Annotated in this window: 32 protein-coding genes; 23 read left to right on the forward strand and 9 right to left on the reverse strand. The window is 36.1% G+C overall.

What is annotated here, in order from left to right; all coding sequences use genetic code 11:
* Positions 1-21: 21 nt before the first annotated feature.
* Entirely contained in the window at positions 22-216 is a 195-nt protein-coding gene (locus QNH20_RS08685; RefSeq protein ID WP_283922491.1) for a hypothetical protein, read from the forward strand.
* A 445-nt stretch (positions 217-661) separates the two neighbouring features.
* The gene (locus QNH20_RS08690) at positions 662-1,459 is read left to right on the forward strand and encodes an inositol monophosphatase family protein (protein WP_283922492.1); all 798 of its coding nucleotides are present in this window, start codon (positions 662-664) and stop codon (positions 1,457-1,459) included.
* A gap of 27 nt (positions 1,460-1,486) precedes the next feature.
* Here QNH20_RS08690 and QNH20_RS08695 read toward each other — a convergent pair whose 3' ends face one another.
* A complete protein-coding gene (locus QNH20_RS08695; protein ID WP_283922493.1) occupies positions 1,487-1,672 on the reverse strand; it encodes a YlaF family protein in 186 nt (61 codons plus the stop codon).
* 170 nt (positions 1,673-1,842) lie between these two features.
* Between QNH20_RS08695 and typA the strand changes: the two genes are divergently transcribed.
* The 3 genes from typA to QNH20_RS08710 are packed head-to-tail and all read left to right on the forward strand — an operon-like array spanning position 1,843 to position 4,325.
* Complete coding sequence (gene typA / locus QNH20_RS08700) at positions 1,843-3,681, forward strand: translational GTPase TypA (RefSeq protein WP_283922494.1); 1,839 nt, start codon at positions 1,843-1,845, stop codon at positions 3,679-3,681.
* A 17-nt stretch (positions 3,682-3,698) separates the two neighbouring features.
* On the forward strand, positions 3,699-4,016 hold the full coding sequence (locus QNH20_RS08705) for a YlaH-like family protein (protein ID WP_283922495.1): 318 nt from the start codon (positions 3,699-3,701) through the stop codon (positions 4,014-4,016).
* 15 nt (positions 4,017-4,031) lie between these two features.
* A complete protein-coding gene (locus tag QNH20_RS08710; RefSeq protein ID WP_283922496.1) occupies positions 4,032-4,325 on the forward strand; it encodes a hypothetical protein in 294 nt (97 codons plus the stop codon).
* 39 nt (positions 4,326-4,364) lie between these two features.
* Here QNH20_RS08710 and QNH20_RS08715 read toward each other — a convergent pair whose 3' ends face one another.
* Positions 4,365-4,565, reverse strand: coding sequence for a YlaI family protein (locus QNH20_RS08715; protein ID WP_283922497.1), 201 nt, complete (start codon positions 4,563-4,565; stop codon positions 4,365-4,367).
* Between the two features lie 171 nt (positions 4,566-4,736).
* Here QNH20_RS08715 and QNH20_RS08720 point away from each other — a divergent pair, with 171 nt between their 5' ends.
* Positions 4,737-5,192, forward strand: coding sequence for a pyridoxamine 5'-phosphate oxidase family protein (locus QNH20_RS08720; protein WP_283922498.1), 456 nt, complete (start codon positions 4,737-4,739; stop codon positions 5,190-5,192).
* Between the two features lie 53 nt (positions 5,193-5,245).
* Here QNH20_RS08720 and QNH20_RS08725 read toward each other — a convergent pair whose 3' ends face one another.
* Positions 5,246-5,836 carry a YhcN/YlaJ family sporulation lipoprotein gene (locus QNH20_RS08725; RefSeq protein ID WP_283922499.1) on the reverse strand — a complete coding sequence of 197 codons (591 nt, stop codon included), beginning with the start codon at positions 5,834-5,836 and terminating at the stop codon, positions 5,246-5,248.
* 171 nt (positions 5,837-6,007) lie between these two features.
* On the opposite strand from QNH20_RS08725, the gene QNH20_RS08730 reads away from it, so the two are divergent.
* Entirely contained in the window at positions 6,008-7,336 is a 1,329-nt protein-coding gene (locus QNH20_RS08730; RefSeq protein WP_283922500.1) for a PhoH family protein, read from the forward strand.
* A gap of 30 nt (positions 7,337-7,366) precedes the next feature.
* Here the strand turns inward: QNH20_RS08730 and QNH20_RS08735 are convergent, their stop codons facing one another.
* Positions 7,367-7,864 carry a peptidyl-prolyl cis-trans isomerase gene (locus QNH20_RS08735; protein ID WP_283922501.1) on the reverse strand — a complete coding sequence of 166 codons (498 nt, stop codon included), beginning with the start codon at positions 7,862-7,864 and terminating at the stop codon, positions 7,367-7,369.
* Between the two features lie 415 nt (positions 7,865-8,279).
* Here QNH20_RS08735 and QNH20_RS08740 point away from each other — a divergent pair, with 415 nt between their 5' ends.
* Positions 8,280-8,561: an Fpa/YlaN family protein gene (locus QNH20_RS08740; RefSeq protein ID WP_283923376.1), complete on the forward strand. Its 282-nt coding sequence runs from the start codon at positions 8,280-8,282 to the stop codon at positions 8,559-8,561.
* 177 nt (positions 8,562-8,738) lie between these two features.
* Positions 8,739-9,941 (forward strand): FtsW/RodA/SpoVE family cell cycle protein, encoded by a 1,203-nt coding sequence (locus QNH20_RS08745; RefSeq protein ID WP_283922502.1) that lies wholly within the window; start codon positions 8,739-8,741, stop codon positions 9,939-9,941.
* A gap of 34 nt (positions 9,942-9,975) precedes the next feature.
* Here QNH20_RS08745 and QNH20_RS08750 read toward each other — a convergent pair whose 3' ends face one another.
* On the reverse strand, positions 9,976-10,884 hold the full coding sequence (locus QNH20_RS08750) for a COX15/CtaA family protein (RefSeq protein WP_283922503.1): 909 nt from the start codon (positions 10,882-10,884) through the stop codon (positions 9,976-9,978).
* Positions 10,885-11,546: 662 nt separating this feature from the next.
* On the opposite strand from QNH20_RS08750, the gene cyoE reads away from it, so the two are divergent.
* The 7 genes from cyoE to QNH20_RS08785 all read left to right on the forward strand — a co-directional run bounded on the left by cyoE (position 11,547) and on the right by QNH20_RS08785 (position 18,273).
* The gene (gene cyoE / locus QNH20_RS08755) at positions 11,547-12,485 is read left to right on the forward strand and encodes a heme o synthase (protein WP_283922504.1); all 939 of its coding nucleotides are present in this window, start codon (positions 11,547-11,549) and stop codon (positions 12,483-12,485) included.
* 197 nt (positions 12,486-12,682) lie between these two features.
* Complete coding sequence (gene coxB / locus QNH20_RS08760; protein WP_283922505.1) at positions 12,683-13,741, forward strand: cytochrome c oxidase subunit II; 1,059 nt, start codon at positions 12,683-12,685, stop codon at positions 13,739-13,741.
* A gap of 29 nt (positions 13,742-13,770) precedes the next feature.
* Entirely contained in the window at positions 13,771-15,633 is a 1,863-nt protein-coding gene (ctaD, locus tag QNH20_RS08765; protein WP_283922506.1) for a cytochrome c oxidase subunit I, read from the forward strand.
* Positions 15,633-16,262, forward strand: a complete 630-nt coding sequence (locus tag QNH20_RS08770) for a cytochrome (ubi)quinol oxidase subunit III (protein ID WP_283922507.1) — start codon at positions 15,633-15,635, stop codon at positions 16,260-16,262. Before ctaD ends, QNH20_RS08770 begins: the two co-directional genes overlap by 1 nt.
* 1 nt (position 16,263) lies before the next feature.
* On the forward strand, positions 16,264-16,599 hold the full coding sequence (gene ctaF, locus QNH20_RS08775) for a cytochrome c oxidase subunit IVB (RefSeq protein WP_283922508.1): 336 nt from the start codon (positions 16,264-16,266) through the stop codon (positions 16,597-16,599).
* Between the two features lie 150 nt (positions 16,600-16,749).
* The gene (gene ctaG / locus QNH20_RS08780) at positions 16,750-17,658 is read left to right on the forward strand and encodes a cytochrome c oxidase assembly factor CtaG (RefSeq protein WP_283922509.1); all 909 of its coding nucleotides are present in this window, start codon (positions 16,750-16,752) and stop codon (positions 17,656-17,658) included.
* A 150-nt stretch (positions 17,659-17,808) separates the two neighbouring features.
* A complete protein-coding gene (locus QNH20_RS08785) occupies positions 17,809-18,273 on the forward strand; it encodes a DUF420 domain-containing protein (RefSeq protein ID WP_283922510.1) in 465 nt (154 codons plus the stop codon).
* A gap of 162 nt (positions 18,274-18,435) precedes the next feature.
* On the opposite strand, the gene QNH20_RS08790 is transcribed toward QNH20_RS08785, so the two are convergent.
* Positions 18,436-18,795 carry a YugN family protein gene (locus tag QNH20_RS08790; RefSeq protein WP_283922511.1) on the reverse strand — a complete coding sequence of 120 codons (360 nt, stop codon included), beginning with the start codon at positions 18,793-18,795 and terminating at the stop codon, positions 18,436-18,438.
* A 187-nt stretch (positions 18,796-18,982) separates the two neighbouring features.
* Here QNH20_RS08790 and QNH20_RS08795 point away from each other — a divergent pair, with 187 nt between their 5' ends.
* Both QNH20_RS08795 and QNH20_RS08800 read left to right on the forward strand, forming a co-directional pair.
* Positions 18,983-19,417 (forward strand): CBS domain-containing protein, encoded by a 435-nt coding sequence (locus tag QNH20_RS08795; protein WP_283922512.1) that lies wholly within the window; start codon positions 18,983-18,985, stop codon positions 19,415-19,417.
* Between the two features lie 177 nt (positions 19,418-19,594).
* A complete protein-coding gene (locus QNH20_RS08800) occupies positions 19,595-20,674 on the forward strand; it encodes a CAP domain-containing protein (protein ID WP_283922513.1) in 1,080 nt (359 codons plus the stop codon).
* A gap of 57 nt (positions 20,675-20,731) precedes the next feature.
* Here QNH20_RS08800 and QNH20_RS08805 read toward each other — a convergent pair whose 3' ends face one another.
* Positions 20,732-21,091 carry a hypothetical protein gene (locus QNH20_RS08805; RefSeq protein WP_283922514.1) on the reverse strand — a complete coding sequence of 120 codons (360 nt, stop codon included), beginning with the start codon at positions 21,089-21,091 and terminating at the stop codon, positions 20,732-20,734.
* A gap of 22 nt (positions 21,092-21,113) precedes the next feature.
* Entirely contained in the window at positions 21,114-21,596 is a 483-nt protein-coding gene (locus QNH20_RS08810) for a PaaI family thioesterase (RefSeq protein ID WP_283922515.1), read from the reverse strand.
* Positions 21,597-21,744: 148 nt separating this feature from the next.
* Between QNH20_RS08810 and QNH20_RS08815 the strand changes: the two genes are divergently transcribed.
* From QNH20_RS08815 to QNH20_RS08835, 5 genes are all read left to right on the forward strand, one after another.
* On the forward strand, positions 21,745-22,149 hold the full coding sequence (locus QNH20_RS08815) for a YlbD family protein (RefSeq protein ID WP_283922516.1): 405 nt from the start codon (positions 21,745-21,747) through the stop codon (positions 22,147-22,149).
* Between the two features lie 19 nt (positions 22,150-22,168).
* Positions 22,169-22,408, forward strand: a complete 240-nt coding sequence (locus tag QNH20_RS08820) for a YlbE-like family protein (RefSeq protein WP_283922517.1) — start codon at positions 22,169-22,171, stop codon at positions 22,406-22,408.
* 105 nt (positions 22,409-22,513) lie between these two features.
* Entirely contained in the window at positions 22,514-22,963 is a 450-nt protein-coding gene (locus QNH20_RS08825) for a hypothetical protein (RefSeq protein WP_283922518.1), read from the forward strand.
* 59 nt (positions 22,964-23,022) lie between these two features.
* Complete coding sequence (locus tag QNH20_RS08830) at positions 23,023-23,457, forward strand: YlbF/YmcA family competence regulator (protein WP_283922519.1); 435 nt, start codon at positions 23,023-23,025, stop codon at positions 23,455-23,457.
* Between the two features lie 77 nt (positions 23,458-23,534).
* A complete protein-coding gene (locus tag QNH20_RS08835; RefSeq protein ID WP_283922520.1) occupies positions 23,535-23,810 on the forward strand; it encodes a YlbG family protein in 276 nt (91 codons plus the stop codon).
* Positions 23,811-23,838: 28 nt separating this feature from the next.
* On the opposite strand, the gene QNH20_RS08840 is transcribed toward QNH20_RS08835, so the two are convergent.
* Complete coding sequence (locus tag QNH20_RS08840) at positions 23,839-24,228, reverse strand: DUF7147 family protein (RefSeq protein ID WP_283922521.1); 390 nt, start codon at positions 24,226-24,228, stop codon at positions 23,839-23,841.
* Positions 24,229-24,467 lie beyond the last annotated feature (239 nt).

Consider the following 24,467-nt stretch of genomic DNA (forward strand, 5'->3'; position numbering starts at 1 on the left):
ATGAGGAAGGGGAGGAAAAAAGTGAAGCAATTGATGAATACATCTCTTAAAAAAGCAGGAGAGAAGGAAAGGACAGCAGTATTAAGATTGGAAATGGATTATGAATTGGCTGTATTATTTGAAGCAATTGAGGAGAAGAATGAGAAGAAAATGAAGGAATGTAAACAAAAGTTAGAAAGGATTCGCCAGGAATTATTACGATTAAAAGCTCTTTGATTGAGTGAAGATATTTTTTAATCAAAGGAGTAACAAATTAAATGAACCAAAAAAGAGTATTTTATTATCTTATCTAAAACGGACTCCAGAAAAGAAACGAGAGGGGTTCGTTTATTATTGTGAATTTTGAAAAAGGGTCGGAGCACCGCAAAGGCATGTGAAATTTATCCCATTTTGAATGAAAATACGTTGTTCGCTTTGAATAGGTGAATCATAGTTTACTTACACCGCCTTTATTAGGTTAGGAATGTTCTTGATATAGATCCATAATTGATGGAGCATGAAAAACTATAAAAGGTTTGTGTGGATAATTTGCCAATAAATGAGACTAAAAGTTGATGTGTTTCACCAATTTGATTAAGCTATAGGTACATCAAAAGGTTTATCATGCTTCATACTACATACATTGGAATCGAATAAGGCTACGGCGAAGTGGAGGAGTATTATGAAATGGGAAGACATTGATTACCATGCAAAGGAATGGGTTAAGGAAGCAGGAGACAAGATCCGTTTATCCTTCGAAAAGACGTTAAATATTGAAACAAAATCAAACCCAAATGATCTTGTTACAAATATTGATAAGGAAATAGAACAATTTTTTATCGATAAAATTAGGGGTGTTTATCCGGATCATAAAATTATGGGTGAAGAGGGATTTGGAGACGAACTTAAGAGCCATGAGGGAATTGTCTGGTTAATCGATCCGATCGATGGAACGATGAATTTTATCCATCAGCAAAGAAACTTCGCGATTTCAATAGGGATCTATGAAAATGGAATCGGCCGAATTGGACTCATTTATGATGTTGCTCATAATGAGTTGTACAACGCAATTCGTGGTAAAGGAGCTTATTTAAATGGAAAGCCTCTTCCGTTGCTTAAGGAAACAACGGTGAAGGAATCCATCATTGCCCTAAATGCGACATGGGTAATGGAAAATCATCGCATCGATCACACTTTAATGATTCCATTAGTAAGAGACGCAAGAGGAACAAGATCATATGGGACTGCTGCGCTTGAAATGGTGTTTGTGGCAACTGGAAGGGTGGATGCGTATCTTTCCATGCGGTTATCGCCTTGGGATTTTGCTGCGGGAGCGGTCATTGTTGAAGAATTAGGCGGAATAGTAACAAATTTAAAGGGAGAAAAACTTGATTTTCTTTCCATGGATACACTTTTTGCTGCGAAGCCTGGATTACATCAACAAATATTAAACGACTATTTAAAAGGAGGTAAATATTAAAAAAGAAGCCAAGCAAGGGCTTCTTTTTTAAAGTTCCCCTTTTTCACGCATCTTTCTTTTTGTTTTAAAGCCCATCCCCATGATCACAAAACATGCAAAAATACTGCCCACTGCCCCAATTAGGCTTTTTTCACTAATAGCAATTCCAATACCCATAATGCTGGCTGCAGCAAGAATTGCATATATAAGTAAAGGCCATTTTACATTATTCATTTTCATACCCCTTTGATTATAAATTGTTTAAACTAATCTGTTTTTTGGTATATTTTTTATTCTACAAAAAATGCTTATAGGTTTCCACTTTAAATATGGTATAATATTTTAGTTGTATTTGGGAAACTAAAATTAGCTTTTATTTTTATAAAATAGGTAGGAGTGGAATTTTGAAACTTAGAGAAGATGTACGAAATATAGCGATTATTGCCCACGTTGACCATGGGAAAACGACTTTGGTTGACCAGTTGTTAAAACAGTCAGGAACATTTCGGTCTAACGAACATGTAGAAGAACGCGCGATGGATTCAAATGATCTAGAAAGAGAGCGCGGTATCACTATCCTTGCAAAAAATACAGCCATTCAATATAAAGATACTCGTATTAATATACTAGATACACCGGGACACGCTGATTTTGGCGGCGAAGTGGAACGGATTATGAAGATGGTTGATGGTGTGTTGCTTGTGGTAGATGCGTACGAAGGATGTATGCCGCAAACACGATTTGTTCTTAAAAAAGCCTTGGAACAAAATTTAACACCAATTGTAGTCGTGAATAAAATTGACCGTGACTTTGCTCGACCAGCAGAAGTAATTGATGAAGTACTCGATTTATTTATTGAGCTTGATGCCACAGAAGATCAGCTTGAGTTCCCTGTTATCTATGCTTCAGCAATTAATGGTACAGCAAGTACAAATCCGGATCAACAGGATCAAAACATGCAATCATTGTATGATGCAATCGTTGAATATATCCCTGCACCAATTGATAATCATGAAGAACCGTTACAATTCCAAGTAGCTTTGCTTGATTATAACGATTATGTGGGCAGAATCGGAATTGGACGTGTTTTTCGTGGAACGATGCATGTTGGTCAACAAGTCGCTTTAATGAAATTAGACGGTAGTGTAAAACAATTCCGTGTGACCAAGATTTTCGGTTTCTTTGGGTTAAAACGGCAGGAAGTTCAAGAGGCTAAAGCAGGTGACTTAATTGCTGTTTCTGGAATGGAAGATATAAATGTTGGTGAAACAGTTTGCCCAACTGAACATCAAGAAGCGTTACCAGTTTTACGAATCGACGAACCAACACTGCAAATGACTTTTGCGGTAAACAATAGTCCATTTGCTGGTAGAGAGGGTAAATATTTAACTTCAAGAAAAATTGAAGAAAGACTTTTAGCTCAGTTGCATACAGATGTAAGTTTACGTGTTGAAAACACAGATTCACCGGATGCTTGGATTGTTTCCGGTCGTGGTGAACTTCATTTATCCATTTTGATTGAAAATATGCGCCGTGAAGGTTATGAGCTACAAGTTTCAAAACCTGAAGTAATTGTTAGGTTGATTGATGGAGTCCGTTGTGAGCCAGTGGAAAGAGTTCAAATCGATGTCCCTGAAGAGCATACTGGTGCTGTAATGGAATCAATTGGAGCCCGTAAAGGTGAAATGCTTGATATGATTAATAACGGAACAGGTCAAGTTCGGTTAATCTTTAATGTACCTGCACGTGGCTTAATTGGTTATACAACAGAATTCTTAACCATGACTCGCGGATATGGGATTATTAATCATACCTTTGATAGCTACCAGCCGATGCTTGCAGGTCAAGTTGGAGGAAGACACCAAGGTGTCCTCGTCTCAATGGAATCTGGCAAAGCCTCCACATATGGTATAATGCAAGTGGAAGACCGTGGAACAATTTTCGTTGAACCAGGTACGGAAATTTATGAGGGGATGATTGTTGGCGAAAACACTCGTGAAAATGATATTACCGTCAATATTACAAAAGTGAAGCAGGCAACAAATGTGCGTTCAGCCAACAAAGACCAAACATCAGTCATTAAAAAACCACGCATCATGACATTAGAAGAGTCATTAGAATATTTAAATGATGACGAATATTGTGAAGTTACACCTGAGTCCATTCGTCTACGTAAAAAAATTCTTGATAAAAATGAACGTGAAAAAGCGGCAAAGAAGAAAAAATACGCTGAATTGAGTTAAGTAAAGAGGTGCAAGCTGTGGAAGATTTAAAATCCTTCTCCCCGAGTTTAAGATTTTTTATTGAGCTTACAAAAGATGTAGAAACTGGTGTATTGCTGCAATATGTATTTATTGTTATTTTGACAGTGATTGTCTACAGGTTAGGCTTTGCGAAAAAATTGCCTCTATTGAAAAACATAGTAATTTATACCAGTCTTTGCATTGGATGCTTGATCATGTTGTTTTTTTCCTATGCATTACCAATTGCTGAAGGGTTAGGTGTAGCTGCATTAATTTTAATTGTATATAAAATTCGCCTTCACCAATCGAAAAAGCATGAGGCTGAAGTGAAATAACGGGGGGTTGAGAAAATGGAATCCTTACAAGATGCACTCTATAATTGGCTTACAATTAAGGTTGTTTGTGATGCGCGGCCTGATGATCTAGCAGCTAAAGAGACACAAGACTTTTTTGAAGAGATGCTCACATCTCAGCATCATGTTTCGAACATTGATATAAGTAAAGATGATGTGATGTATTATGTTTCATATCAACAAGGTGAAGAAACTAAAAAAGCACGTTATCCCCGTGAATTAATAGAAATCATGCTAAACCAAATTAACCAAGAACCTGAAAAGTATATGGACTATCCAATAGTAGACTAAAAAAAGCACTGGCCTGTTACATGACAGACCAGTGTTTTTTTACCATTCATCCTTTTCAGATTTTGTCCGATACAATCGGAAATTTCCTGTGTTGATTCGGGCATTTGTTTTTTCCGTTATTCTTGTATTGCAGTTATTGCACATATATGTATGAATGGGACGATTACGAAGACGCTTGGCTGTTAACGATTCATCTTCAATCGCTTCTATTTTATCGCAGATTACACACTTTACTCTCATTAAAGCACCTCATTAATTCTTTCTAAATAACAGAATGTTTGTATTATAGTATACCATGACTAAACACCTGTAGGTAATCAATTGGTTAGAGTTGATGAAAAAAAGGGATAGTAGTAATATGAGAATATCTGTTTTTAAACAGAATGTAGGAGAATGAAAGGGGTTGTGAATATGGCAAATCAAGTAGAACCAAAACTAATTAAGCCATTATATGATGTGATGCAAAAAGAACGTTTTGTAACGTTAGCAACAGTTGATCATGAAACAGGTGGACCAAATGTTAGTGCGATTTCCTGGGTTTTAGCTAAAGACGATAGTATCATTTATTTTGCTGTTGATAATCGTTCCCGGATATTAGAGAATATTAATAAGAATAACAATGTAGTCATAAATTTGATTGCGAATGAATCTACATATTCGATACAAGGTGAAGCACTGGTAAAAGAGGAAAGACTACAGGATGTTCCATTAAAGCTCGCACTAGTTGAAGTAACAATTAGAGAGGTACGGGATGTAATGTTTTATGGATCCAAAATTGTCACTGAAGTACAGTATGATAAAACATATGATAAAAATGCTGCTGAAAAATTAGATAGACAGGTGATGGAAGCAATGAAAAAAGCTTAGTGCATTTACTAAGCTTTTTTCATTTAATAAAAGCTAGCAGGTGCTCTTGCCTTTTATTTATAGTGATTGGATTGGTCTTCTTGTTCTTTGTTCAGTTTTTCTTGTTCGTCTTTCGGAAGCTTTTTATCTGGCTTTTCTGTAGCATTTTTTGGGCTTGGTGTAATCAAGTCTCCTGGGATTTCAGGCATTAATCGCCCTGCTATATCTGAGAGCTCCTCCATTATACCTTGTATGGGTCTGCCGTTTTTTATATCCGCCTGAATTTCTTTCAAACGTTCGGTTGTGTCCGCATCAGCTACCACTACTGCGTTGGCACCGTAAGGGTCTTTTCTTAAGCTCTCTGCCACAGAATACTTAATTGAACCAACCTGAGAGCGGTCGATTTTTGAATTAACATCAATACCAACAATGGCATATTTCCCTAAAACTACTGCGGTTGCATCATTTACATTTGGTATACTTGTTGCGAGATTAACTAAGCGCTTTGAAATTTCCTGCCCTGATTTACGGTCGACGCTTTCAATATAACTGTTTTTAACATTTACTAAAGATTGGTTATCATTTTTTGCGTTCTGTTTTTGATTATTGGTATTACATCCTGCTAAAAGTATACATATTGCCATAGTTAATAATATATTCTTCATTTAAAACCCTCCTCCAAGAAGATTAATTATGTGGTCTCATTAACAATTATTGTGCGAAACGCCTTCTATCTTTATTCCAATAAACATATATTTTACCAAAGTCCAATCTAGCAAAAGGGTTGTTGAAATTATTTCACAAGCCTGACATCAAGGGAATCAGGAGGCGTCGCTTTGAGTAAAATATACGTGTTAGATACAAATGTCTTATTACAAGACCCGTATTCCATTTTTTCCTTTGAAGATAATGAAGTTGTTATTCCTGCAGTAGTTCTAGAAGAAGTGGACTCAAAGAAAAGATACATGGATGAAGTTGGAAGAAATGCAAGGCATGTATCAAGATTAATTGATGGCCTAAGGGCCTCAGGAAAACTTTATGAAAAAATCCCTCTTGAACGCGGGGGGACCATTAGAATCGAATTAAATCATCGAACCTTTCATGAGCTACAAGATATTTTTATTGAAAAAACAAATGATAATCGCATTCTTGCAGTGGCAAAAAATTTATTTTTAGAGGAACAAGCAAAGGAAAATGGTAAACCAGTAATAATAGTAAGCAAGGATGCATTAGTAAGGGTAAAAGCAGATGCAATCGGTTTGACTGCCGAAGATTTTTTAAACGATCGAGTGGTTGATGTAGAACATATATATACGGGATTTTTCGAGTTACTACTGCCAATTGAATTATTAGGCCGTTTTTATGAAAAGGGAGAGCTATCTCTTTCAGAGGTTGCAAATCACCCGTTTTATCCAAACCAATTCTTGTTAATGAAAGATATCCTTGGCAGCTCTGCCTCTGCTATCGGGATGGTAGATAAAACAAGTAAGAAAGTAAAGAAATTAACTTTAAATCAAGAGCATGTTTGGGGCATTCATTCAAGAAATGTACAGCAGACCATGGCAATCGAATTATTATTACGCACAGATATACCACTAGTCACTTTAACTGGAAAGGCAGGTACAGGAAAAACACTTCTTGCGCTCGCTGCGGGTTTATTGCACACGGAGGATTTTAGAGAATATAAAAAACTATTAGTCGCAAGGCCGATTGTGCCAGTTGGTAAGGATCTGGGATTTTTGCCTGGTGAAAAACAAGAAAAGCTCAGACCATGGATGCAGCCAATATACGATAATCTGGAATATCTCTTTAATACAAAAAAGCCAGGTGAGCTTGATGCCATATTAGCCGGGATGGGTTCAATTGAGGTGGAGGCGTTAACTTATATTCGTGGCAGAAGTTTACCGAAGCAATTTATTATTATCGATGAAGCACAAAACTTAACGAAGCATGAGGTGAAAACCATCCTAACCCGGGTAGGGGAAGGCAGCAAGATTGTATTAATGGGTGACCCTGAACAGATTGATCATCCATATCTTGACGCCTATAACAACGGATTAACCTACGTCGTCGAAAAATTTAAAGATCAAAATGTTTCCGGTCATGTAAAACTATTAAAAGGAGAAAGATCTGGGTTGGCGAGGCTGGCAGCGGATTTATTATAGAATTAAAAACGGGCGCCAAATGGCACCCGTCTATTTTATTGTAAAGGCAGTTACATTTTTAATAGGGTTTTCTTGATTTGAGCCATCACCATTGTAGATGTGGACTGGTCCATCAGAAGATAATGGTTGTCCATTATTTGAAAATCCTAAAATTAAGTCAAAAGCCATTTCAAGTAAAAACTCGTATTCACCATTTGCCGTATGAACGATCAGTGTACCTGCATCATTAGCTGGCTCAGCATTTAACAAAAAGGGTTTGAAAGGGATTCCGAATGTTCCAGTAAGTACTTTTTCTTTTTCAAACTTCTTCTCAGTTTTTAATGTCGGAGGATAGGTTGCCCCTTCCACTATTTCTCGATCCCAATGCGTTGAAACAGATTTAGTATATGCCTCCATTGAATCCGTATTTTCTTTTTCCTTTGAAAAGTAAGTGGTTAAATCAATGCGGCGGTCATCAAATATCCAAACACTTGGATCGAGTGTAATTGGATATTTTACATTTCCAGATATGTTTAAAATATTTTCCATTTTCAATTCCCCCTAAAGTCTAACATGATTAAGTATAGCTTTTTTTATCTGGAATGTCATAAGGTGAATCTTCAATCAGTAGTTTTTTTCACCCCCGTTGTTTGGTAGTCGAGTTAAACTGTCTCAATAGTAATGCTATTGTCTTGATAAAGAGGCAGAAAGCCTCGTTTTGTTCAACTAAGGCGATGTAAAACGCGTTTTACTGTATCTCACCAATTGGGCTTTTATGATCAGTTATCTTCCATTTCTCCTTTTTAATTTTCTTAAAGTTTTGAAGTGGGGAATTTACTGCCCATAATACAGGATAAAAGTAACTCATGTTTGGTATTATCCTTTATTGTTCTTGCAATTTTCCTTTGTAAACGGTAAAATTTATAGATAAGTTGAATTATCGCTCTGAATGGGGGGATCAATGTTGGCGTCTGATATGATCGTGAATCACCAGGAAAAAGCCTATGAGTTATTGCAGGCTGACGCTGAAAAAATATTAAAGCTTATCAAAGTGCAAATGGACAATCTCACGATGCCTCAATGCCCTCTTTATGAAGAGGTGTTGGATACACAAATGTTTGGCCTATCAAGGGAAATAGACTTTGCTGTTCGATTAGGCTTAATTGATGGTAAGGATGGTAAAGTGATTTTAGATCAATTAGAGAAAGAATTATCAGCACTTCACGAAGCGTCCTTAAGGAAATAGTTATAATAAAACTCAAACAATGCATGGAGCTTGTTTGGGTTTTTTATTATGTTATTATGATTTCAGAATATTCTTTATTAAATTAATATAACAATTGAACTTTTCCTCAAGTCATATCATTGATTTTCTATTATAATAGAGTGGTATATATTAATTTTGAAAATGAGGACGTCTTATATGATAAAAAAAATATTGAAATCATATGATTATACCTTGATTACCGCCATCATCCTGTTGTGTGCTTTCGGATTGGTGATGGTCTATAGCGCTAGCATGGCTTCTGCTGTCCAAAGATATGATGTCCCAAGTGATTATTTTTATCAAAAACAAAAAATGTGGCTTCTCTGTTTTTTTTGTATCTTTTTTGTTTTTGCTATCGTACCATACAAAATCATGCAGTTTACTAAATGGTTTCAAGTTCCTATGGTGATTGGTTCAATTCTTTTGCTTTTAGGATTATTTCGCTTTGGACATACTGCTGGAAACGCCCAAAGCTGGTACCTCATTGGTTCATTTCGCCTGCAGCCAGCTGAGTTTGTAAAGCTTGCGGTAATCATTTATTTGGCAGCTGTATATGCCAAAAAACAGGCCTATATTAATCAATTTAATAAAGGAGTTCTACCTCCATTAGTGTTTTTATTTATTGTTTGCTTCTTAATAGTTTTACAGCCGGATTATGGTACAGCAATCATTATTGCTGCTATTGCCGCAACTATGATTTTTTCTTCAGGGATGAATTTTAAAAGTATATCGAAATTGGTTATTATGACTCTCATTGTTGTATTGCCAGTAATATTTGTCGCAAAAGATACTATATTTTCAGAAAAACGTATGAGCCGGATTACTGTGTTAGAGAACCCCTTCGCTTACGAGAAAGATGCCGGTTTTCACTTAGCTAATTCCTATATCGCGATTGGCTCAGGAGGTGTCAACGGACTTGGCTTAGGTAAAAGTATTCAAAAACTGGGCTATTTACCGGAATCGCATACAGACTTCATTATGGCTGTTATTGCGGAAGAGCTAGGCATTTGGGGTGTAGGGTTTGTTATTCTTCTATTAGCCTATATTGTATTACGAGGGATTTATATTAGTCTGCAATGTAAGGATCCATTTGGGAGCCTGCTCTCGATTGGGATTGCAAGTATGATCGGGATTCAATCCTTTATCAATTTAGCGGGGGTATCCGGATTGATTCCACTTACAGGTGTTACGCTTCCATTTGTAAGTTATGGAGGTTCTTCACTATTGATGCTTGCAGCTGCATCAGGAATACTTGTAAATGTGTCGATGTTTGTGAAATTTGAAAAGAAATATAAAAATAAACAAGAACAAGCTAACGAAAAGAAAAAAAATCAAGATGGTAATGTTTATTACCTATAAAAAAAGTTGCCGGATTTTTTTCCGGCAACTTTTTTTATTGATGATTTCTTTTAGACCTAGAATATAACAAAAGAAAATAACTTAATACTCCAAACAAGCAAGTAATAAAGAATGCGTGAAGAAGTGCAATATACAAGTTTAGTCTGGTAAAAATAATGAAGGCACCAGCTATCACCTGTAATGATACGAGGATGAAGGAGATCGTCCATCCCCAGTAAAGCACTTTTTGATCTTTGTAATGGCGAACAGCCAAATAAAAAATATAAGCAATCCAAATAAAGATAAGACCAGCTGCGGCCCGGTGTCCCATTTGCACCCATTCGTAGATGTTAGTCGGTAATGAAGGGGCGTCATTTAGACATAAAGGCCAATCCCGGCAAACGAGACTTGCCTTCATATGCCGGACTAAAGCACCTGTGTAAATAACAAAGTAGCTATATATAGAAACACCGATGATATGAAAGCCCATCCGTTTATCAATATAAAGCTTTTCAGCATCAAACTTCTTATCAATTTCAAAAATCAGCAGTGTCAATAGAAATACAGCTGCGAAAGATACGAGAGAAATACCAAAATGTAAGGCAAGGACAAAACTTGATTGCCCCCATTTTACGGCAGCTGCCCCAATCAATCCTTGTAATAGTAAAAAGAAAAAGGAAAGTAAGGAAAGAAATTTGGTTTCCCGAATGTGACCAATCGCCTTCCACGACCAAATCGACAGGGTGAGAACCAAGATGCCCCCTACACCGGAAACTAGTCGATGGGCAAGTTCAATGATTAATTCTGGGGTTATTTCTGTAGGGAGAAATTTACCATTACATAATGGCCATGATCTTCCGCAGCCCATTCCAGAATCAGTCTTTGTCACTAATGCCCCGCCTAGTAAAATAAATATCATTCCGATTGTAGTAGCAACAGCCAACCACTTTAAAGAACGTCGCAAAAAAATTCACCTCTTAAAAAAGTTCAATAATTTGTCATTGGATAATCCTGACAGTATAATGAGTGAAAAAGTATCTAGATTTAAAAGTCCCTATTTATCATAACGAATAAACTAGAAAAAGAACAGAATTTCAGCATAGATTTTCAGATAACTTTTTATAAACAAAAAGAGCTGATGAATAATAAATAATTTTAACTATTATTATAGTGAAAACAGTTGAAACTTTGCTTTGAGTCTGATAGAAATATATATAAAGGCTACTTAATTAGAATGATTATTTTTTAAAAGTAATAAAAATTTAGAAACTCATCCTAAATACCCTAGTATTTTTCGTAAAATTAAGAATAATATTTAATAATAAAAAGTTCTAATGTTGGAAAATGTCAGAAATAATATTAAATATGTCCTCAGTCACAATTTAGTCAAAAATTATTCAAAAAAAGTTCACAAAAATATCGGAAAGTGTGATTTAATATACAGAGAAAGTGTTTTAAAAATTACTTCTTTAAAAAGTGATTCCAACTCATCGTTTTTGAACTAATAGAAAGATTTTTACTTTTTTCATATTATCGTTTCTTAAATAATATAGAACTTTAAATAATATTGTATTTATACCCCTCGATTGGTGAATATTTGTTAGTAAGGATTAGGAGGAAAAATTTATGTCCAACTCAAAGGCTTATGGAGAAGCAACCATAGAGAATGGTGCTGCAAGCCTGCATTCAACAATTGAAAAAACCTCTGTATGGAAAGACTTCACGGCCCTTATCAAAATTGGAATTGTTAATTCTAATTTAATTACCACATTTACAGGATTATGGCTTGCACTTCATTTTTCAGGGCTAAGCTTTCTAGATAATTTAGATGTTGTATTTTTTACAGTTGCAGGTTCTTCCTTAATTATTGCCGGATCATGTGCAATCAATAATTATGTTGATCGTGATATCGATCATTTAATGGAAAGAACGAAATCAAGGCCTACTGTTACAGGAAAAATTTTACCTGTAAAAGTTCTTTCATTAGGTATTTTACTAATTGGACTGGGAACACTGTGTTTATTATTTACAACCATGACTGCAACAGTAATTGGACTGCTTGGAGTTTTTAGTTATGTTTTCCTTTATACTCTGTGGTCCAAGCGGCAACTGGTTTCCAATACAATTATTGGAAGTTTCTCAGGCGCTGTTCCACCGTTAATCGGCTGGGCAGCAGTTGATGCGAACCTTGATATAATGGCGTGGGCGTTATTTGTCCTTATGTTTGTTTGGCAGCCACCACATTTTTATGCTCTAGCGATGAGAAGAGTGAAAGAATACAAGGCTGCTGGAGTACCGATGCTACCTGTTGTGAAGGGCTTCAAAACAACGAAAATTCATATTTTGGTATGGGTAGCACTACTCTTGCCAATCCCATTTTTTCTTACCAAATTAGGAATCCCATTTCTAATTCTAGCGACTTTTTTAAATATCGGTTGGCTGGCATTAGGGATTTATGGATATAGGATCAAAGATGACATAAAGTGGGCAAAGCTAATGTTTGTTTATTCTTTGCAATATTTAACTATTATTTTTGTAGCAATGGTTATAGTTACATTAATTTAGTTTTGTCTGCGATTCTTTCCAGGGTAAAGGGAGAGGGTTTTATACTCCTATTCGATGAATTTGGCGGCGTTACCATGTCAGAATTGGTGCTGCTGCCTTCGGTTTGTTGATGAGGGAAGAATCATCCTACATACTTCTTTGACCAAACATTATTTATTTTTTAGAATTCATTTGTGAAAGAGGGGTTTGATTAAGCTATGAAAAGGCTTGCAAAATGGCGCCTAATTTCGTTATTTGCGATCTTAGCGCTTATACTCTCCGGATGTGGTGAACCATTTGTTTCAGCGTTACAGCCAGCCGGTGAAGTTGCAGACATGCAATATGATTTAATGAAGTTAAGCACCTTTATAATGGTGGGAGTAATCCTTGTAGTATTGCTCATTTTTGTTATTATATTTGTCCGTTTCAGAAGAAAAGACGACAAAATACCAAAGCAAGTAGAAGGAAGCCATAAGTTAGAAATTATATGGACTACTATTCCTATTCTGTTACTTCTAATTTTGGCTGTACCAACCGTAGCTGCAACATTTAAACTTGCTGATGTTAAAGAAATGGATAAGAAAGACTCAAAAGCGTTAGTTATTAATGTAAGGTCACACTTATATTGGTGGGATTTTGAATATCCTGGTCAGAAGATTGTGACGAGTCAGGAATTAGTCGTTCCTACGGATGAAAAGGTATATTTTAACCTGAAATCAATGGATGTAAAACATTCATTCTGGATTCCGGCTGTCGGCGGAAAATTAGATACCAATACTGATAACATCAACAAATTCTGGCTGGAATTTGATGACAAACGTTCGAATGAAGCAGGAAATCTTTTTTACGGAAAATGTGCTGAGCTTTGTGGACCATCACATGCTTTGATGGACTTTAAAGTAAAAGCAATGAGTCGTGATAAATTTGATACTTGGGTATCTGCGATGCAGGATGTAAAAGAGCCGCAAAAAGCACAAACAGATTTAGCTGCACAAGGGCAGGATATCTTTAATAAAAGCTGTATTGGCTGTCATGCCGTTACACCTGCTAATAAAATGCCAGAGACAGCACGTCTTGCACCTAATTTAACAAACTTTGGTGATAGGTCCCGTGTTGCAGGTATTTTAGATCACAATAAAGAAGAATTGAAAAATTGGGTCAAAAATCCTGAAACATACAAACCAGGCAATCAGATGACTGGTAAATACCAAGATTTGACTGATGCACAGCTTGATGCGTTAGCTGAGTATCTAATGGGCTTAAAAGTTCAGGAATAAGGGGAATTGGTTGAAAGGGAGGTAAAATTGTGAGTACCATTGCTCAAAAAAAGGGATTTGGCGCAACATTGTGGGACTTTTTAACAACAGTAGACCATAAAAAAATCGCCATCCTATATCTGATTGCAGGTGGAATTTTCTTCTTAATGGGCGGACTTGAGGCAGTTTTTATCCGCATCCAACTTGCAGTACCAAATAATGATTTTGTCAGTGCAGGCGCGTTTAATGAAATTATTACCATGCACGGAACGACCATGATTTTCTTAGCTGCCATGCCGCTTCTTTTTGCTTTTATGAATGCGGTTATGCCATTACAAATTGGTGCACGTGACGTTGCATTTCCATTTCTTAATTCTTTAGGCTTTTGGTTATTCTTTTTTGGAGGAGTGTTTCTAAACCTTTCATGGTTTACCGGTGCTCCTGATGCAGGGTGGACTTCCTATGCTTCGCTTTCACTTCACTCAAAAGGACACGGAATTGATTTTTATGTATTAGGATTACAGATTTCCGGTTTAGGTACATTAATCGGGGGGATCAACTTCCTAGTTACGATTATAAATATGCGTGCCCCTGGAATGACGTATATGAGGATGCCGTTGTTTACATGGTCAACATTTGTTGCATCCGCCATGATTTTATTCGCATTCCCTCCACTTACAGTTGGTCTTACGCTAATGATGTTTGACCGGTTGTTTGGAGCTAATTTCTTTGATATTACAATGGGTGGTAATACGGTTATTTGGGAGCATCTTTTCTGGATTTTCGGTCACCCTGAAGTTTATATCTTGATACTTCCGGCATTTGGTATTTTTTCAGAAATCTTTTCACTTTTCTCGAGAAAACGTCTATTCGGTTATTCTTCAATGGTTTTCGCGACCGTATTGATTGGTTTCTTAGGCTTCATGGTCTGGGCACACCATATGTTCACAACTGGTTTAGGACCTGTTGCAAATGCGATTTTCGCTGTCGCAACAATGGCAATTGGGGTTCCAACCGGAATTAAGATTTTTAACTGGCTGTTTACCATGTGGGGCGGCAGTGTTAAATTCACCACTCCAATGTATTATGCATTCGGATTTATTCCGTCTTTCGTAATGGGTGGTGTTACCGGCGTAATGGTTGCTACAGCGGCAGCGGACTATCAGTATCATGATACTTACTTTGTCGTTGCTCACTTCCACTATGTAATTGTCGGTGGGGTTGTATTGGCCATTCTTGCTGCGACCCATCTATGGTGGCCAAAAATGTTTGGTACAATGTTAAATGAAACATTAGGAAAAATTACCTTTTGGTTTTTCTTCATTGGTTTCCATTTAACATTCTTTATCCAGCATTTCTTAGGTCTTTGGGGAATGCCGCGCCGCGTCTTCACTTTCCTTCCAGGTCAAGGGTATGACGCTGCGAACATGATCAGTTCGGTTGGTGCTGCATTTATGTCCATTGGTGTTCTTGTTTTGCTTTATAACATTATTATGACTTCTGTAAAAAATGTTAAAGTTGGTAATGACCCATGGGGAGACGGACGAACTCTTGAATGGTCGATTCCATCACCGCCGCCATTCTATAACTTTAAACAACTTCCACTTGTTCGTGGCTTAGATGCTCTTTGGTTGGAAAAAATGGAAGGTAAAAAAGGCATGACACCTGCTGAACCACTTGGTGACATCCATATGCCGAATTCATCCTTCATTCCATTCATGATTTCACTTGGCTTGTTCATTGCCGCTTTTGGTGCAATGTATCATGTTGACAAGGTAGCATGGGCACTTCCAGTCATGATTTTTGGATTACTTGTAACATTTGGTTCCATGTTCGTAAGATCGGTAAAAGACGATCACGGTTTCCATATTCATAAAGAAGAATTACAAGAAGAAAAGGGGGCTAAGGCATAATGCACGTTGAAGAGAAAATGACGTATGAAACATGGCCTGCGGCGCCGGAGAAATCCACCCTTGAATCAAAAAATAAATTTTTAGGATTTTGGTTATTCTTAGGGGGAGAGACAGTTCTTTTTGCTACTCTCTTTGCTACCTATCTTGCCTTAAAAGATAAGGTGCCAAATACAAGTCAGCATTTGGCAAAAGATTTGTTTGAATTGCCGCTTACATTTGTGGCAACGATGCTGTTATTAACAAGTTCGTTGACAAGTGTATATGCTATGTATCATATGAAAAACTTTGCCTTTAAGAAAATGATGTTATGGCTTGGACTTACAGTACTATTAGGTGCTGCATTCTTAGGGCTAGAGGTTTATGAATTCAACCATTATGTTCACAAATTTCATCATACCTTTACCAGTAGTGCGTTTGGTTCTGCCTTCTATACACTAGTGGGTTTCCATGGTGCGCACGTTGCGTTTGGGTTATGTTGGATTTTAACATTAATGATTCGTAACTCTAAACGGGGTCTAAACCTTTACAATGCACCAAAGTTTTATGTTGCAAGCCTTTATTGGCACTTCATTGATGTTGTATGGGTATTCATCTTTACTGTAGTATATTTAATGGGGATGGTGGGATAAAATGACAAATCAGCCATTAAGCTCAAGCAACCCAAGAGTCGATATTGAATATCGCCGCAGAAAGAGCGCGGAGGAAATGCGCTATCAAGTTATTTCCTTTACGTTGATGATTTTCTTAACATTAGTGGCATTTGCAGCAGTAGCAATGAAAGGATTTACTGAATGGTTTACAGTACCGTTTATTCTCCTATTAGCTGCGGTCCAAGTAGTATTTCAATTATTTTACTTCATGCATATGAGTCATAAAGGCCATGAAGCTCCAACACTGTTTCTGTTTTCCGGATTGTTTGTTGGATTAACTGGAATATTGGCGTTTCTTACCATTGTCTGGTGGTAATGTTAAAGAAAGAAAATCGGCTTAAAGCCGATTTTCTTTTTAAGTATAGAAAACAATAGTCTATTTGTAATTCGATTTTTTGCATTCGAATTTTTCTATGGCTATAATAAAGATAAGATTTCTTTTACTATATATTGAGGTGATATCAAGGTGCTTACATTAGATATATTTGGTTTTAAAGCCCTTTGGAGCCCGTACTTTTTGCTAATCTTACTTGCACTGACTGCTGCCTATTTTCTAATTACCATTACATTTAGATCAAAGTTTCAGGATAGTGAACCACTAAAAGGAAAACAAGCTGCGTTATTTTTGACAGCAATGATATTATTGTATGCGATTAAAGGTTCACCACTTGATTTAATGGGACATCTAATGTTTTATATCCATGGGATTACGATGGTTATTTTAGTATTACTGATTCCTCCACTGTTTATTTTGTCGATCCCACAGTGGTTGTGGAGAAGCATACTTCAAATAAAGATGATCAAACCTATATTTAAGCTTTTTACAAAACCTGTTATTGCATTACTCTTATTTAACGGTTTCTTTTCCTTTTACCATATCCCAATCATTTTTGATCAGGTCATGCAAAATCGGTTTTACCATGGCGGGTACTCGATTCTTTTATTCGTTTTATCCGTATTTATGTGGTGGTCATTAATCAGTCCGCTTTCGGAGTATCAACCATTAAGTGGGATTAAAAAAGTAGCATACCTATTTGCAAATAGTATGTTAATTACACCTGCATGTGCTCTGATTATTTTTTCAGATTCTTCATTATATGCAACTTACCATGACCCGGAAATTTGGGGAAAAGTAATGAGTCTATGTGTAGGACCCTCCATATTTTCAAATTTAAACTTAAGTGGACCGGAGTTATTTAGCTCGATGTCATTGGTTGATGACCAACGGCTGGGCGGTGTAGTGATGAAAATTATTCAGGAAGTCATTTATGCTGTTATTTTATCTCAGGTATTTTTTGAATGGTATCGTAAAGATCAAGAAGAATCTGAACGTGAAATGAAGAAGCAAATCTTAAATCCTAATCTTGTTGAATAAACTCCCATTCAATGGGAGATTTTTTTTGCCAAGATTGGGTTGTGAGTCGAAACACAAGATAGTTTTTTATTAAATTGCTAGTATTATTTGAAATGGAAAGGGAACTACACTAAAATGAGGATAGAATATTTGAAAAGAGAGGACTTATGAATGAATTCATTACCGATTTTACCTACAATCAGTACTTCTTTTATTGTTTTAAGCGCAATTACAGTTGCGATTGGCTGGTGGCAAATAAAACAAAGAAAAATTGAAGCCCACAAAAAGACGATGTTTGTTGCCGGGGTTTTTGCACTTATCTTTTTTATTATTTATGCTTCACGGACAATTTTTATTGGGAATACTTCTTTTGGCGGACCAGAAGAGATAAAAATTTATTACACAATATTTTTGGTTTTTCATATCACTTTAGCAACAATCGGGGCGGTATTCGGGATTGTTTCTATATTAACAGGTTATAAGAATAATCTTTCAGTCCATCGTAAGCTTGGGCCTATAACCAGTATCATTTGGTTCTTTACTGCAATTACAGGAGTAGCGGTCTATCTTTTATTGTATGTTTTTTATCGTGGTGGCGAGACAACTTCGCTGATCAAAGCGATTCTTGGTCTCTAACATAGGATCCTTTAAGAAAATAATCCTGCAGATTAGAAAAGTTGGAAATTCAAAGATTACTAATTAGTGGAAATAGCATGTTTTTCATTTTTTATGATTATTTTCAAAAAATGCAAAAGGAAGAGCGCGCGGATCAAAATCCGTGCGCCCTTTTATTCTGAATTATAATGCAAATTTACTAGCTTCTTCTTTTACCGTTTCGAGGATCTTTTTGCATTGATTCACTAGGGAAGCTGGGAAGTTCTCTCCTTCGCCATACTCGACGCCATGTGGATAATAGTGTTTACCTAAAATTGGTGTCATCAATTGAATGGTTGCTTTAAATGTATCGACGTCACCTTCAATCGAATAACCTTGGACACGAAGGTAAAATACCCCTTCTTTTAATTCAAATTTGCGGTCATATGTAACACGTTCGTAATCCCATTGTCCTGCACGAATCAAACCATGATCATGCATAAACTCATCTAAACGGTTCAAATCCGCTTTTAATTTTTCAATTCCAGTATTCTCGAATTTCATTATTAATCCCTCCTAAAAAAGATTACCTTACCCCTATGTTTTCGATAATGGTATTACAGCAAGTATAATTCATTATAATAATAGTTGAAAATGTTTCAACTTGCAATGAATAGATTAATCGAATAAAACAATCACGCATTGAAAACCATAATAATGTTTACTGAAAAAAACATTGGAGGTTAAAAGCATGGAAGAAATACGTGATATTATGACAGAAAATGTAGAAAGTTGTACATTATTAGATAATATGTTTGAGGTTGCAGTAAAAATGAAGGATCTTAATGTTGGAGCTATTCCAATTGTCGATCAGGAAAAGGTTGTCGGCATGATTACAGACAGAGATATTGTAATCAGAGGAGTGGCTGAAAAACATCCTGGTTCAACTAAAGTTGAAGATATTATGAGTAAGACACTGGTAACTGTCACCCCAGACACTTCTAGTAAGGAAGCAGCAAAGTTAATGGCTGAGCATCAAATTCGCCGTTTACCTGTAGTAGACAATGGAAAGTTAATAGGTATCGTTTCACTTGGTGATTTTGCAATCCGCGAATTAACGGATGACCAGGCAAAGAAGGCATTGACAGAAATTTCCGAGCAGAACTATAATGGTGTGCAACACTAGTATAATTATATAAATATTAACATTTTTTCAATAAAACAGGTACAGACAGTACCTGTTTTATTTACATTTTGTTAATTATAAGACATTTATGATAATGCCACTTACTAATCTGGACATAGGTGATATAATTAATTTATTCCATTTATATAATGATAGAAAAAGTAATAGAGAGGGTGAATGCCTCTGCGTACTCTTTTTAGAATTCTGATACTTTCAGTTGTTTTTTTAACAATTGGTTTTTATGTTAGCATAAATGAAAAAAATGATAGTAATATTTTGATTAAAGAAGATCATTCCTTAGAAATGAAACAATCTTTGCCTCAGGGTCCTAATAATCAGACAGTAAATAAAACATCCTTAGAAAAACCAAAAGAAGGGTTAGCTTTATTGATTGGTCAAGATGTTACTGTGTTAGAAAAGGAATTGGGAACCCCCGAAAGAATCGATGAATCAATGTATGGCTATCAGTGGTATATTTATAATCAGAATTATAACCGGTACTTACAGGTAGGTGTCGAAAATAATCAGGTCGTGACAATTTTTGCGATTGGTGAAACTCTAGATATTTCTCCGTTTGAAATCGGTCAGCCGGTAGAGGAAATTTTTAATACGCAATTTTTTGATACAAATTTTAATTTAGAAGTAAACGGAAATTCCTACAGATTTGAACTGAATGATACCGATTTGAATATTCGCCCATTGGTTAAAATAGGGGATATTTATGTCCAACTCTATATCGATAAGTTTACTGGCAACCTATCAAGTGTCCGCTTCATGAGTGCAGAAACACTAATTAAACAACGTCCGTACGAACTTGTTTATAGTGGAGATTTGATTAATGCAGATGAACCTAATGAGGATGCATGGAAATTGATTGAAAAAGGTATGGCTCAGCAGATTTTTGATATCACTAATGTCTTACGAGTTAAGAATAAAATAAAACCGTTAATCTGGGATGAGATGACAGCTGAAGCTGCTTACGGGCATAGTAAGGATATGGCTGAAAATAATGATTTTTCCCATACGTCTAAGAAATATGGCGACCTGACTAATCGATTAAAAACAGCAGAAGTCGCCTACCTTGCTGCAGGTGAAAATATTGCAGCAAATTATACTGATGGCCCAGCCGTTGTGGTGGGGTGGCTAAATAGTAAGGGGCACAGAGAAACGTTATTAAATAAAGATTATACTCATCTTGGTGTCGGGGTATATCAAAAATATTATACTCAAAATTTTATCCAAAAAACAGAACAATAAAGAATAGATAGCACCTCTTGGTGTCAGATTTAGATAAGAAAAAAGGTGATTACAGTATCACCTTTTTTCAATTTCATAATGACTAAATAAAAATTTGCTGCCTTCCCAGCTTCCGTACGCACGAATAATCTCACCAACAGTAAAAGTATCTATTTTCACGTTTTTAGTAATAGGATTCACCTTTTTGGCGGTGATTAATCTTGATGCAGTTTGAAGCTTTAGTGTTTGTACATACATGTATCGGTGGTAATAAAAGCGCTGTTTTTCTTCAGTAATACTCTTAATTTCTCCAGTTATTACAGTCTCTTGCCGAACATTTCTAGCATCAAGCCATTTAACGTCCTGTTCCTTCATCTCTTTTCTTGTTAGCCAAAAAAAGTATAAGCAAATAATTGGGATGACAATGGCGGTAACCATTTTGATTAAACGCCCCCATTTATTATTTTTTTATGATAAAAAAAGTTCCTGTCGCATAAGCGATTTTTTTTCCGTCACTACGGAATGCTTCTCCAGATATAACCATTGTTTTGCTGCCTTTATGAACAATATCTGCTTTACATCGAAGTGTTTCTCCGATTCCTGGAGCGATATAATGAATATTAAGCTGATTTGTTACAGCTCCAAATCCCTCTGGAAGTAGTTGATTGGCTAAGACACCCATGGCCGTATCGAGAACCGTTGCGGTGATCCCGCCGTGAACAATATCTAGATTATTATTAATAATGGGAGTAATAGGAATGGTAATTTCGCAGGAATTTTGGTCAAAATTTCTTTCCATATGAAGAATTCCATCAATAAAAGTGCTCCTGTTTCGCTTAATCTTTCTTTGGACGCCATCTAATAGGCTGGCAATGGCCTGTAAGTCTGTTTCTGACCCAGTTTCAAGACATGATTCTAATAATTGACGCAATTCGTCTTTCATAATTATACCTCTTTCATTACGTGTTCTGTTGACATCTTACCACTTAGAAGCATAATAATAAAATATTTCATACTGATTTGATTTTTCACATTTCACTTTTTGCTACATATTGTATTATTGTCGATCAATATGGGCAGAGGTGAGAATAATGACGCAAAAAAAACTGAATCCTTCCGTGCTCAAATTCAAAGAATTTGTAAAAAATAATCCGAAAATCATCAAAGAGGTTCGGAATGGGAAGGCAACCTTACAAGAATTATATGAGGATTGGTACTTATTAGGGGAAGAGGATAAACGCTGGGACGACATCGGTTCTGAAAATGATTCAGAACCTGAAACAAATAATGAGTCCAAGGGGGATTGGATGTCTAATATTATGGGTATGGTCAAAAAAATAGATCCAAATCAAATGCAAAATCATATTAATAACTTAAGTCAGGCATTAGGAGCGATTCAGGGCGTTATTTCACAATTTCAAGGTGGTAATGCTGCTTCAGGATCGGTAAAGCCACAAGAAGGCCCAAAACATCCTTTTTCATTTCGAAAAGACTAACGGAAAGGAAGAATGAACAATGAGAAAAGAGGTACTAGACTATTTAGAACGTCAAAAGGATCTAAAGCAATTTGTTCGAGAACAGCCGCTATGGTATCGGAAACTGACAAGAAATCCTGAAGCTTTACAGTCGCTTGAAATAGCGTCGTTACACTATTATAAAAAGACATTACCTGATCAGGTTGAAAAATTTTCCAATAGCGTCCAAATGGCCTCTATGATGTACAATATGTTTCAAGCAATGAAAACACAAAGTTAACTAAGGACCACATAAAATGATATGTGGCCCTTTTTTTTGCTTATAAGGAATGAGACTAAAAAAGTAAAAGGAGGCGAACAATACTTACATAAAGGAGTGATAAGGTTGAAGAGAATAGTACAATTTAATATACTTCTATTCTTACTGGCAGGGATCATTAGTGGATGTCAGAAGGATTTGCCAAAACATGAAACAAAACTGAAAATCGTTTCAATGGATAAGTTAAGTTATTTTCATTCCGAAATTGTTCCTGTTTATAAACAAAGTTTAAAGGAAATTCCATCATTGTTTGTACATCACGAAATAAAAGGAAAACAAATTTTAGTGGAGTGCATTATTAATGGTGTTAGCTTCCGGGAATCAGATCATTCAAAACAAAAAATTGGAAAAATGATTGTTTGGGTTGATGGAAAAAAGAATTCAGAAGTGACTTCAGCTGCTTTTATTATTAAAGGTCTTTCTCCTGGAGTGCATAAATTGAAGCTTGAAGTGGTGAAGCTAAATAATGAGCCGTATGGATTAACAAAAGAATTTATTGTAAATATCCCTAGGTAGATGGATTTTTTCGCTTTCTCCAAGCTTTCATGTTAAAATTGCATTGGAGGTGGGCTGCAGTGCTTGCTACTAGTGAGAGAATTGAATTATTGGAATATGCTGAAGGCTTAGCTAAGATGGTAGTAGAATCTGACATTGCTGAACAATACCAAATTTGTTTATATAAAATGCAAAGTAACAGGGAAACACAGCGGAAAATATCTCAATTTGTCAGCTTAAAGGAACTTTATGAAGAAGTTCAACGCTTTGGGAAATACCATCCAGATTATAAAGGAGTCATGATGAAAATCCGCGAATATAAACGGGAAATGGATTTGGACCCATTGGTAGCAGAGTTCAAGTTGGCGGAGAATGATTTGCAAAGTTTCTTAGATCAAATTAGCATGCTAATTGGTAGTGCGGTGTCTAAACATATAAAGGTCCCTACTGGGAACCCGTTTTTTGATAATGGTCATGGTTGTGGCAGTGGTGGCAGCTGCGGATGCAGCAATTGAAAAGTTTGAATTGAAAAAGAACGTTTTAATGTGCTAGACTGATGAAAAATGATGGTTTTGTTGAAGGGGAAAAAAGTATGTTTGTTCAAAGACAAGGATTAGTTGTTTGGCTTTACTCTTTAAAACAAGCTAAAATGCTAAGGCGCTTCGGAAATGTTCATTACGTATCAAAAAAGCTGAAATATGTTGTTTTGTATTGTAATCAAGAAGAAGTAGAGGGAATCATGGAAAAGTTAAATTCTTTTTCATTTGTTAAGAAAGTCGAACCTTCGTATAAGCCATTTTTAAGAATGGAGTATGAAAATTCAGCTCCGGATAAAGCGAAGGAATATGATTATAAGATGGGAATATAAAAAGGTGAGGGGAATGAACCCTCACCTTTTATTGTAATGGTAAAATATAGTGATTTAATCGTAAAATACCAATTAAATGCTGATAAAATAGTTCCTTTTCATTAAAAATAGCAGATGGCTTCACGGAAAGCTCATGTATTCGTTTACCAAGTGAATGAGCTGTTTGAGCAAAAAGGTCAAATCTTTTATTTGGCATTATATTTGGATTGGGAATACCTTCACGACAAATATAAAGAGCTTGGAACTTTCCAGGTGTCGTTGGATTTAAGACAACAACTAAGGAGGTCACATCCTTTGTCTCAATCTTTGTATGAAGAGCCATCATATGCTGCAGACGGTGCTGATTAGCCTTTGCAAGTTCAACAAGCTCATAAATGTCTGAATATCCTTCTCCTAGTTCAATAAATCGTTGTATCAATTAAAACTCTCCTTTAAAAGCATTGATTCACCCCTACTTTATCACTTATTCACGTTTTTATAAATAAAAAAAAACCCTGCAGAAAATTCTGCAGGGTCCTTCCACATCCTCAAAAAGGATAGAAGGCAAAGGGAGAGGAGAAACCGGAGGAAGAACTTATGGGGAAACGTAAGTCTTCTCCGCGGTTGGCAACAACATCCTCGAATTGATGTTGTTAATTTCATTATTTCCACAACCTA

Source organism: Neobacillus sp. WH10 (genome assembly GCF_030123405.1).
GTDB lineage: Bacteria > Bacillota > Bacilli > Bacillales > Cytobacillaceae > Neobacillus.